The following is an 11,892-nucleotide window of genomic DNA, read 5'->3' on the forward strand; positions in this document are numbered from 1 at the left end:
GATAAGGCAGGCAGAGCATCAACATTACTGCAATTAGCCTGCTTGGCCACCCCTGTATCGCGGTCAAAAAAACCTTTAACCACGCCAGGCACTGGGATAGCACGCAAGCTAATGGGGGGGCGTTCTTTTAAAAATGCGAGGTAAACCGCCATGGCGCCGCTGCTACCGTAAAGGCTGGTTTTACCGTTATCATCGCGCCCCACCCAAATGGCGGCAACGTTACGCTCATCAAAGCCCGCAAACCAAGAGTCACGGCTATCGTTACTGGTGCCGGTTTTCCCCGCCAGCCCCACGCCGGGGAAGGCGTTGCCTAAGCGGGTCGCGGTCCCGGTATTCACCACTTGCTGCATGGCATATTGGATCAAAAAGTCAGTCTCTGGCGCAATGGCCTGCTCCTTAGGCAAGCGCGTGACTGGCAATGGATTTTTATCAGCATCCAGCACCGCCGTCACCGTGGTTAACTTGCGATACACCCCATTATCGGCCAAGGTTTGATACACCTGCGCCACCATCAACGGAGAGCCACTCACCGCCCCTAATAGCATAGATGGATAAGCGTTGATCGGCTCTTGCCAGCCAGAACGCTCCAGCGTATCAGCCACCGCACCGACCCCCACCGCAATCCCAAGATTGACCGTGGGCACGTTTAGCGATTTTTTAAGGGCTGTGATAAGCGAAACTTGCCCGCTGAATTTTTTATCAAAGTTTTGGGGCGACCAGGTTTTACCTTGCTCATTTTTAAGGGTAATGGGTTGATCTTTAAGAGGGGTTGCCAAGGTAAACTGTCGCTCTGGCGCTAAAGCCGTCGCGTACACAAAGGGTTTGATCAGCGAGCCTATCGGCCGGCGAATTTCAACCGCGCGATTATAGCCATCAAACCCCGGGGTTTTATCGCCAACCATCGCCGCGATCCCGCCAGTGTATTTATCGGTCACCACCATGCCAATCTGCAGGGATTTATTATTTTTATCCAAACTTTTAAGGGTTTGGGTAACGGCTTTTTCGGCCGCCTCTTGGGCCATCGGATCGAGCGTGGTATAGATTTTCACCCCCGATTGTTTTAACAGGGCGTCACCGTAGCGTTCGTTAACTTCTTTTTTGACTAAGGCAAAGAATGAAGGCAATTTCTGGTGCGCCGGTTTATTCAAATTACGGATCCCAAGGGGCGACTCCACCGCAGTTTTATATTCTTGGGTCGTCAGCACGCCAGAGTCCATTAACAAGCGCAACACTAAATCACGCCGCTCTTGAATGCGCTCAGGTGAGCGCCAAGGATTGTAATAGGAAGGCCCCTTGATCATCGCCACTAAAAAGGCTTGTTGAGAGAGAGTCAATTCGCTCACCGGGCGGCCAAAATAAAAGCGTGATGCGAGCCCCATGCCATGCACGGCGCGGGATTTATCCTGCCCCATGTAGACCTCATTCAAATAGGCTTCGAGAATTTCATCCTTGCTGTAACGAAAATCGATGATCACCGCCATCAGCGCCTCGCGCACTTTACGCAGCAAAGAGCGCTCACTCGAAAGAAAGAAGTTTTTTGCCAGCTGCTGGGTTAAGGTCGAGCCCCCTTGTACAGTGCGGCCCGCCGTTAAGTTGACAAAGGCGGCACGAATGATCGCAATAGGATTGACCCCGTGATGCTCATAAAAACTCCGATCTTCTACCTGCAATAAGGCCTGCACCAGAAACTCTGGCATTTCTTCGGTGGGGACAAACAGCCGATCTTCACCGTCACTGGCAATAATTCTATCGAGCAGCACCGGCTCTAAGTGAAAGACCGCCAACTGACGCTTATCCTCCATGCGCGCCACAGCGCTAACGCCATTACTGTCAAAGCTAATCATCACTCGTTGTGCGAGCTGATCGCCCTCGGGATGTAAAAATGGCCGACGCCATAACTCAATCCGCGTGCTCGAGGCGGAAAACTCGCCAACCCGCGCAGGGTTGGCTACCTTGCGATAGCCTAACAGCTTGAGCTCGGCCATCAGTTGGGAGTGGCTCACCGCCGCCCCAGGATAGAGTGCCATCGAGCGGCTGAACACCTGCGCAGGCAGGTGCCATTTTTGCCCAGTGAATTTTTGCGCGATGATTTGATCCAGATAAATACTGTAAAAAGTCACAACGGCAAGGCCAACCAGCGTCAGCTTCCAGAGGAGCGACCAGAGGTGGCCAAGCAACCCGCGACGGGATCTGGCCCGGCGTGAAGTCGTGTTTTTTTGGGGCGTTTTTGTGGTCATATCTACTTCATCATTCGCAAATTAACTAGGATGTATATCAGGGCCATTCATCACTGCAAACCAAGGCTATGGCTTAGATAAACCTAAGGTTTTTTTCTTGGTAAATTTGGTTGGCAAGGTATTTACCGGATCGTCCGGCCACAAGTGTTTAGGATAGCGGCCGCGCATTTCCTTTTTCACTTCAACATACGGGCCTTGCCAAAAACTGGCTAAATCGGCGGTCAACGCCAAGGGACGCTGGGCGGGGGACAGCAGCTCCATGGTGACCTTAAGCTTGCCCTCGGCCAATACGGGGCTCGTTGCCATACCCAGAGCCTCTTGCAGCCTTACCCGCAGTAGCGCCCTGCCAGCAATATCGTAGCTAATCGGCGCGCGCGTACCGGTCACGAGTGGCCAAGAGGTCGGCAAAAGGCTATCGAGGCGTTGTTGCTGCTGCCAGCTCAGCCGATCCATGATAAGGCTCGAGCAATCGAGTTTTTGTAATTGCTGCAGATTATTCACATTTTCAAGATAAGGTGCTAGCCATATTTCCAGTTCAGCCAATAAGGCGGCATCGCTGATATCGGGCCAATCGCCCTGAGGATCAAACATCCTTGCCAGGGTGAGCCGAGCTTGCAGCTGAGGCAAATCTGCCCCCCAAAAAAGCAGGGCGAGCCCTTGCTGGCGAATATAATGGAGCAATGCGGCAACGATCTGCGGCCGCTGCGGCATAGGGATGGCCTCGGTTTTCAGCTCAATTTGCCCAATGCAAAGCTGCCGCTTAGCCACCACTCGGCCCTTCACCTCATCCCAGCCACATTGCTCATGCGTCTCCAGCAGGGCGTTTAACGGCCCATCAAATAACGCGGGTTCAAGTTGGGCCGCCAAATATATCCGCCCAGCCGTTTTACCCGCAGTTTCTTGAAAATCGGCGACCACCAGCCAAGGCGCATGCGCCAGCGCATCCTCGGGCGAGAGCACCACCCCGGTGCCATTGGCGAGCTGATAACCTTCAACGCCGCGCGCCTTAGCGATGCGGTCGGGGTAGGCCAGCGCCAGTAATAATCCCACATCCTGTGGGTGGGCGTGGGTGGCTACGGTGGTAAGTTCAGCATTAATCGCCAATTTTTTTAGCCATTGCCGTGCCTGCTGGCCCGCTTGCCCTTGGGTCGCAAACTGCAGATATTGGCTTATATCGGCGCCGCGCTTTGGCAAACCACGGGCTTCTAAAATCGCCGCCAATAAACAGGCGAGCGCGGCGAATTGCCCCTGAGATGAGGCCTCATCTAAGGCTTTTGCGGCTATCAACATGTGCCCAAGCCTTGGGTGGCAGCCTAGCTCATAGGCAACTTTGCCGTGGGGAGTGAGTTTGTGCTGGCCATCGACCATCCCTAAACGCCGCAGCAAGTCCCAAGCCAGCGCCTCATTGACGCTGGGCGGCGCAGTTAGCAGTGACAGCTCACTAAAAGATTTCGCGCCCCAGTAGGCACAGTCATGGGCCATGGCCACCAGATCGGCAAGAACGATTTCAGGCTCATCGGCCTTGAGCATGCGCCCTTGCTCCTCTTGGCTCCAAAGCCGTAGGCAAACTCCCTTGGCCAAACGCCCTGCCCGCCCTGCCCGTTGGGTTGCCGAGGCTTGGCTAATGCGCTTTAAGCTCAGGCGCGTCACCCCCGTTTTGGGGTTGAAACTGGCTTGACGCTTATAACCGCTATCGACCACAACCCCGATACCCTCAATGGTTAAGCTCGATTCCGCGACGTTGGTCGAGAGGACAATTTTGCGCTTACCCTCGGTCGATTTCACAATCGCCCTATCCTGCTCAGCCCCAGACAGCTCGCCATAGAGCGGGCAAATGGCAAACAAAGCGCCATCGAGGCGCTCGGTTAAATATTGCGCCATGCGCAAAATTTCGGCCTTACCGGGTAAAAACACTAAAATATCCTGATGGGATAGCGCATCCTCATCGGGCGTTGGCGCGTGATTACCGCGCGCAGCGGCTGTGGGTTCCAGCAATTCCAGCACGCAGCGCCCCAGACTGTCGAGCCACGGCTGCTGACTTGACACCGGGCGATACTGCAGCTCAACCGGGAAACTACGGCCTTCACTGCGCAACAAGGGCGCATCCGGCATTAACGCCGCGAGGTTTATCCCGGACAAGGTGGCCGACATCGCGAGGATTTTTAAATCGTCCCGCAATGAAGCTTGCACCTCTAGGGCGAGCGCAAGCCCCACATCGGTAGTTAAATGCCGCTCGTGGATCTCATCAAAAATGATCACCTCAACCCCGGTTAATTCGGGATCCTGCTGGATCATTCTGGTTAAAATCCCTTCGGTGACGATCTCAAGGCGGGTTCTTGGCCCCACCTTAGACTCACCGCGCACCCGATAGCCCACCTCTTGCCCCACACTTTGCTGCCGACACGTGGCAATAAATTGCGCCACACTGCGCGCCGCCACTCGCCGCGGCTCGAGCATTAAAATCCGCCCAGTGAGCTCTGGCCAATCGAGCATGGCTAAGGGCAGCGCGGTGGATTTACCGGCCCCGGTGGGCGCCTCAAGGATGGCTTGATGATGGCTTAATAATGCCACCTTGAGCGGCTCAAGTAAGGAGTGGATAGGTAGGCTATTCAATGCATTAATATAAAAAGAAGGAAAGAATGTGGCCAGTTTAACATAGCCCTTTACTCCCTGTCCCCGTTGCGCTCGCCTTAGCCTTACCTCAAGGCGAGCGTCGTAACAAAATGCCCCAGCCCTCTGACGAGTATGGCCGGGGCACCTCAGGCCGCTGGCAAGGCGTCACCACCACGTTTGGGGGATCCCGCCAGCCCTGCGTTAAAACATCCGGCGTTACCAGTGCAATGGTTGCACCGCGCCAGGTTAGAATCGATAGTTAAGCTTCGCCCAAAGGTTACGCCCAGGTTCATTGACCCTAAACATCGCTTCACTGCCGGGCAAGTCGTTGCCCGAGCCGGCTTTACTCACATGTTCGGCGTAGGTGACATCAAACAGGTTTTCAACCCCAATAATCACTGAGAGCGCCTTACTATAAGACCAAGAGGCATTGAGGGCGAGCGTACCAAAACCGCGGCTTTCGCCCAGATCTTGGCCGACAATATTCCCTTGCCCGAGGGTATAACGCTCTTGAGCCGCCACGCCGCGCCACTGGGCCGCCATGGTCCAATTTTGCCACTGGTAATTCACCGTCAGCCGCGCCTCAAGGGGCGAGATCTGCCCAAGGGCGACATTGTCAGTATCATTTTCACCGCGGGTGTAACTGAGGGTTAATTGTGCCGACCACTGCTCATTTAAGGCATAATCAACACTCGCCTCACCACCATACAAGGTGGCATCAATGTTACGGGCAACACTAGCGGGCCCGGTCGCATCGATCAGGATATAGTCATCGATTTGGCCATAAAAGAGTGAGACTGAGGTTTCTATCGGGCCCTGATAAATCCAACCGATGTCGAGCTGATTGGTGGTTTCTGGCGCCAGTTCAAAGGCTTTTTGAGCTGAGTTGCCCACGCTTGACTTCATAAACTCCCAATAATCGGGCATCCGTTTCGCTGTACCGACTCCCGCATAATATTGATGCCCATCAATGACATATTCATAACGCAGGTAACCACTAAAGAGAGAATCATCGCGCTCACCCTGCTGGGCGATGAGTAGCTCTGTATTCCACTGGTCATAGCGGAGCCCGCCATGGAGGCTACTGTTATCAATCCGGTAAACCGACTCGGCAAACACCCCATAATTGTAATAGCGCATATCCTCTTTGAAGGGCTTTTGCAGCAAGTCATCTAAGCCGTTGTCACCGGCGGCGATGCTGCGGCCATCGTGCTCACTGGCCATATAATCGACCCCGAGGGTCAGCTCGAGCGGATCAAGCGGCGTGAGCTCAAACCACAGGTGGCCCCCTTGGGTCATCCGGCGCACGTTAGAGCCAGCGTTAACCCCTTCATCAAATCTGTCCATGATGTGGTCGTTCTTATTGCTAAACGCTTGAGCTTCCATCGATTTTAACCATGTTGAGTCAAAATCGTGTTGCAGCAACAGGCTCACATCGCGGTTATCAATTTGACGCGCCTTGTTTAAACGGTCTGCATATTCGGCAGAGCCACTGGACTCGCCATAAGCTAATTCCAGCACCGTGCGCTCAGAGGGCGTCCAGCCAAGGGCGATATTGCTACTCTTGCGGTCATAGCTCGACTGCACTTTGTTGCCATTACCATCCTGATAGTGATCGCTACTCGATTGATTCATATCAAAATCAACGTAGTAATTTTTATCACCCCCGGTCAGTTCAATGATGCTATCGCGCCGCTCAAAGCTGCCGGCCGTCGCGCTGGCCCGCCCTTCAATATCCGCCTCGGAGAAGCGATGGCGATCCTTTTCAAATAAAATGGTGCCTGCCGTCCCCACAGGGCCATATTTTACGGTTTGTGGCCCCTTAATCACCGTTATCTGATCATAGGCTTCGGGATAAATGTAGTTAGTCGGCGGATCCATCCGCCCACCACAAGCGCCATAAACATGCTGGCCATCATCCACAATGCTCAAACGTGAGCCACCTTGGCCCCGAAAGGTGGGATCGCCACCTGAGCCGCCCTTACGGGTGATATTAAAACCGGGGATAGATCGCAAAAATCCAGAACCATCATAGGCCGGTAACGGCAGGCGATTTTGCTTAGGATCGCTCACCAAATGCACGGGCTGGCGCATCACATCGCCTGTGACGATGAGGTGTTCCAAACACCGTTGCTCATCACCACAATCAATGGCTTCATCGGCGAAAACGCTCTGAGGTAGCGTAGTGCCCAATATCGTCGCAACGGCAAACGCCAGGCTGAGTGGTTTATATGGCATGGATCCCCCTATTTATTGTTTTTTATCATGTAAAAACGTAGGGGGTATTGTTGTGATTCTCAGGCAGGGGGCAATCTAAATCCCCAAAGGCGCGACAATCTGTCGCAGCCCCATTTGCGGCAGTTCACAAAACAGTCAACCTTTACGCTGTGGGTCACCCACGCTAAAGCATGGCGACTTAGGGCTCAGGCTGGCGATAGCGGATAAAAAGGCCTGCGGGTAAGCGCACAGGTCTATTGTTAAGGTGTTAAGGTGTTAAGGTGTTAAGGTGTTAAGGTGTTAAGGGAATAAGCCTTTGGTTAAGGGAGTATGCCCTGTTTTTATGTAAATGAAGATCGCGTCACGCAACGATACCGACAGCGTAAAGAGTGGATACTCTTAAGTCAGTCCAATCAATGAGATGTAAACGCGCCCCTGAAACTCAGCTGACTCAACATGTCAGGCTCCCCCCTACAAATCGGCTAAGAGGGTGAGCACGCGAATAAGCTGCGATCTCGCCGGCAGCATGCGATGCTGCGGGCAATAGCACAAAATGCACGATGAGGTGATGGGTTATTCAAGTAAACGCAGCGTCTCCCGGTAAGGGCGCCTTTGTTCATAGGTTTGTAATCGCAATTGAAATTCGTCCGCCTTCGTCAGCTCAGCGGAGCGTTTTAACGCCTCGATAGCCTTTTGCTGAGTCGCGATCGCAGCACCAAAATCCCCCACTTCAGCATAGGCGGCAGCAAGATTATCTAAATTGGTGGGATCATTTTCGTTGGCTTTCAGCAGATCTAAAGATAACGCCAACGCCCGATTACCATCACGGTATTGCGCCTCAGGGCAAGTTGCCAATATCCAGGCCGCATTACCGAGGGCAATATTGTCCCCCACTTGGGTAAATTGCTGCACCGCCTTACCGCAATGGCGCACCACTCCATCACCACCGGAGGCATAAATAAACCCTAAGCGAAATTGTGCCCAGCGATTGCCCCGCTCCCCCATGGTTTTATACCAATGTTCGGCAACGGCAAAATCACGTTTAATCAACTGTCCCTCAAAGGAAAGATCCGCAAGGGTTTGCTGCGCTTTTTCATGTTGCTGCTCTGCGGCCAGGGCAATCCAATACATGCCTGATGGCACTTCCTTCGCCACATAACGCCCCGTCAAATACATTAACCCCAGCAGAAATTGGGCGTTCGCCTCACCCTCGGAGGCTTGCAATTGAATATGCGCAAATTTACTGGCCGCAATCTCATTGGCAGGTTGCGGGATAGAAAATGCCTTTGCCGCGGGACTCAAGCCTAATGCCAAAGCCAAACCGGCCACCAAAACCCATGGAGTGTATTTCACGTCGTTACCTCTCTTAAACGCGACTGCACCGCAAAGTTAGCCTGAATCCTTCCCAGAAGTCGAGCTTAAATTATGTTAAAAAAAGCAATAAGCTCACCATTGTCTAGGCTATAATCACACCGTAGTTGACGCCCAAGAGAGCTATTGTGCTGCTTTTACAATGTTATTCAGTGATATGACGCTTCGCGGCCTAATTATAAGATGTGATTTACTCAGCAGAGTTAGCTCAATCACGCCGCTTTCGAACCGATTCAGTTGACTTAACTCACTAAAACAGCAAAATAAGCTCTAATTTTAGAAGGTTGATTGCATTTATTCACTTATTCTAAACTAAGACTTTCATCAAGTTTTTGTGAGTTTAATTGACGTAAAATACTTATTTAGCATATTCTTACTTTCGTTTTAATCAATCGAGGAACACCAACATGGCTCTGATTGGTAAGCCAAAACCGGACCCAACTTTGGAATGGTTTTTATCACACTGTCACATTCATAAGTACCCCGCCAAGAGTACCCTTATCCATGCTGGTGAAGACTCAGATACCCTTTATTACATTGTAAAAGGTTCTGTCGCGGTATTGATTAAAGATGATGAAGGTAAAGAAATGATCCTTTCTTATCTCAATCAAGGCGACTTTATCGGTGAGTTAGGGTTGTTTGAAGAACAATCTGAACGTACCGCATGGGTTCGCGCTAAACAAGCCTGTGAAATTGCTGAGATTTCGTATAAGAAATTCAAGCAACTTATCCAAGTGAACCCCGAAATTCTGATGAAGCTGTCTGCGCAAATGGCCTATCGCCTCCAGAGCACCAGCCAAAAAGTCGGCAATTTAGCATTCTTGGATGTGGCAGGACGCATTGCGCAAACACTGCTGCATCTTGCCAAGCAGCCAGATGCCATGACTCACCCTGATGGCATGCAAATTAAGATCACTCGCCAAGAGATTGGCCAGATTGTGGGTTGCTCCCGCGAAACCGTGGGCCGCATTTTAAAAATGCTAGAAGAGCAAAATCTCATCCAAGCGCACGGTAAAACTATCGTGGTCTACGGCACCCGTTAAGCTAGTCTTCAGCTTGATTTAAGCCTGTTTCATTAAAGTGGCCTAGTATAAATTCTAGGCCATTTTTTATTGGGGAACGCAAATGAAACGGCTGTTTTTTATCGGTTTTTTCAGCCTATTCACGCTGGTTTATCCAACAATAATTCAGGCCGGAACCATTGAGTTAGAGCATTATCAAGCCAAAGCGCTGGTCAACTCAGGTCAGATTTTATCCCTCGATGGCACCTTAGCCGTGGTCAATCAATTTTGCCAAGGTGAATTAATTGATGCCCATCTCTACCAAGAAGATCATAAATGGCGCTATGATTTGCAACTTAAAGTTCAGCCTGGTCAAATTGTCAATCTGAGTATTGATGCGACCAATGGTCAACCTGAACATCCCACTGCACTACCGAGCGAATGCCAAAAACATGAAACTGCTACTCGTTGAAGATAATCCGCTGCTCGTCTCCGAATTGGAGAAACAACTTAAAATTGCAGGTTACGTTACGGATATCACGGATAAAGCCGTTGAAGCCGACTACTTGATCAAAGAAACCCAATACGATTGCGTCATTTTAGATATTGGCTTACCCGACGGTAATGGGCTTGAATTACTTGAAGCGTGGCGCAATCGCGGCATCAGCACCCCCGTCATCATGTTAACGGCACGCAGCCAGTGGCATGAAAAGGTCGAAGGGTTTAATGCCGGGGCCGATGATTATCTCGGTAAACCTTTCCACACCCAAGAATTGTTAGCGCGCATTCAAGCGCTGATCCATCGCGCCCATGGCCGGCTAAACACCTCAAGTAAACAGCTCAGTTATGCTGGCGTGACCTTAGATGAAGCGGAGCAAACAGTACAAGTGGCTCAGCAGGTGTTTGAACTCACCGCGATGGAGTTTAGGCTGCTAAAAATCTTCCTGATGTCACCTAAAAAGCTGTTATCTAAGACCCAATTGACCGATAAGCTCTATCAGTTTGATGATGAAAAAGAGAGCAATGTGGTCGAAGTGTATGTGACTCATTTGCGTAAAAAATTAGGTAAAACCGCAATCGAAACTCGCCGCGGCCAAGGGTATATCTTCCATGGCGTCACGCCATGATCTCCATACGCACTAAGCTGAGTTTATGGTTAACCGGCTTATTGATTTTAGGCACAGTGATTGGACTCATCCTGTTTGAGTCCATGCTGCGCCAAGCCTTCCACGACTCCATTATCAATCGCTTAGAAGAAGATCTTGAGCACATTATGCTGGCAACCCGGCTCAATAATGGGGATATCAGCATAGATCAAAGCCAACTTTCCAGTTTTTACAAACCGGCCTACTCCGGCCGCTATTTCCAGCTGAACCTGCCTCATGAAGTGATCCGCTCCCGCTCCCTGTGGGATATGCAGCTTGAGATTGAACCATTAGCGCCAAATCAAACCCGTGTGTGGCAGGCTAAAGGCCCTAAAAATAACGATATGCAACTGTTATCCCTCGGTTTAACGTCAACCAGCGCCAATGTCACCGCCACCCTCACGGTCGCGCAGGACCTCAGTATCGGCCGCCGGGTATTTAGCGAGGTCTACGGCACTAAACTGGGCGTGAACCTTATCATGCTGCTGGCGATGATTGCGGGGATTTTCTTAATCCTGCGCCAATCCTTTAAACCCGTTAAACAAATACAGCACGCCCTCGCACGCCTACAGGAAGGCGAAATTAACGCGCTCGAACTCCATAATATTCCAACCGAAGTACAGCCACTGGCCAAAACCTATAATGAACTGCTCGACTACACTGCTAAACAAATTGAGCGTAGCCGCAATAACTTAGGCAATTTAAGCCATGGTCTAAAAACGCCGCTGGCGGTGATGCAGCAACAGGTAGAGGCCCTTGGGCTTCACGATCCGCAAACCGCGCTCGCATTACAGCAACAGCTCGATACCATTCACAAAATGGTCGAGCGCAAGTTGGCCACCGCGCGGATCACTGGCGATATGCTGCCCGCCGCTCAATTAGTGTTGCCAAGGGATTTACAGAATTTAGCCAATACCTTAGATAAGGTGCATCGCCAAAAAGGGATCCGCTGCCACTTTGCACTCGATCCTAAGCTGCAACGTTTACCCATCCACCGCGAAGATGGCATGGAACTGCTCGGCAATCTGTTAGATAACGCCTATAAATGGGCGCAAACCGAGGTGGCGGTGAGTTTATCCCGCCAGCAAGATAAGCTCATACTGTGTATTGATGATGATGGCCCAGGCGTCGCCGACGATGAACTCCATCAACTGACTCGGCGCGGTACTCGGCTGGATGAATCGGTCATGGGGCACGGTCTAGGACTGTCAATCGTCAAAGAAATTGCTGAGCAATATGGGATCAAGCTTACATTCGACCATAGCGCCAGCCTAGGTGGTCTGCGGGTCGAGCTCGTTTTCAGCTAAA

8 protein-coding genes are annotated in these 11,892 nt (G+C 51.5%); 4 read left to right on the forward strand and 4 right to left on the reverse strand.

Annotation, left to right across the window (positions count from 1 at the left end; translation table 11 throughout):
* The 4 genes from mrcB to ACRCZA_RS08545 form a co-directional block, all read right to left on the reverse strand.
* The coding region (gene mrcB / locus ACRCZA_RS08530; protein ID WP_438674028.1) for a penicillin-binding protein 1B at positions 1–2,237 on the reverse strand (2,237 nt) is incomplete at its 3' end.
* Positions 2,238–2,303: 66 nt separating this feature from the next.
* A complete protein-coding gene (gene hrpB / locus ACRCZA_RS08535) occupies positions 2,304–4,850 on the reverse strand; it encodes an ATP-dependent helicase HrpB (RefSeq protein WP_438674029.1) in 2,547 nt (848 codons plus the stop codon).
* A gap of 246 nt (positions 4,851–5,096) precedes the next feature.
* Positions 5,097–7,088 (reverse strand): TonB-dependent copper receptor, encoded by a 1,992-nt coding sequence (locus tag ACRCZA_RS08540; RefSeq protein WP_438674030.1) that lies wholly within the window; start codon positions 7,086–7,088, stop codon positions 5,097–5,099.
* 552 nt (positions 7,089–7,640) lie between these two features.
* A complete protein-coding gene (locus ACRCZA_RS08545; protein ID WP_438674031.1) occupies positions 7,641–8,420 on the reverse strand; it encodes a sel1 repeat family protein in 780 nt (259 codons plus the stop codon).
* A 425-nt stretch (positions 8,421–8,845) separates the two neighbouring features.
* Between ACRCZA_RS08545 and crp the strand changes: the two genes are divergently transcribed.
* From crp to ACRCZA_RS08565, 4 genes are all read left to right on the forward strand, one after another.
* The gene (gene crp / locus ACRCZA_RS08550) at positions 8,846–9,481 is read left to right on the forward strand and encodes a cAMP-activated global transcriptional regulator CRP (protein WP_438674032.1); all 636 of its coding nucleotides are present in this window, start codon (positions 8,846–8,848) and stop codon (positions 9,479–9,481) included.
* A gap of 82 nt (positions 9,482–9,563) precedes the next feature.
* Positions 9,564–9,911 (forward strand): PepSY domain-containing protein, encoded by a 348-nt coding sequence (locus tag ACRCZA_RS08555; RefSeq protein ID WP_438674033.1) that lies wholly within the window; start codon positions 9,564–9,566, stop codon positions 9,909–9,911.
* Positions 9,892–10,566, forward strand: a complete 675-nt coding sequence (locus ACRCZA_RS08560) for a response regulator transcription factor (RefSeq protein ID WP_438674034.1) — start codon at positions 9,892–9,894, stop codon at positions 10,564–10,566. Before ACRCZA_RS08555 ends, ACRCZA_RS08560 begins: the two co-directional genes overlap by 20 nt.
* Entirely contained in the window at positions 10,563–11,891 is a 1,329-nt protein-coding gene (locus ACRCZA_RS08565) for an ATP-binding protein (RefSeq protein ID WP_438674035.1), read from the forward strand. Before ACRCZA_RS08560 ends, ACRCZA_RS08565 begins: the two co-directional genes overlap by 4 nt.
* Position 11,892 lies beyond the last annotated feature (1 nt).

The sequence above is a fragment of the Shewanella sp. genome (genome assembly GCF_051658185.1).
Taxonomy (GTDB): domain Bacteria; phylum Pseudomonadota; class Gammaproteobacteria; order Enterobacterales; family Shewanellaceae; genus Shewanella.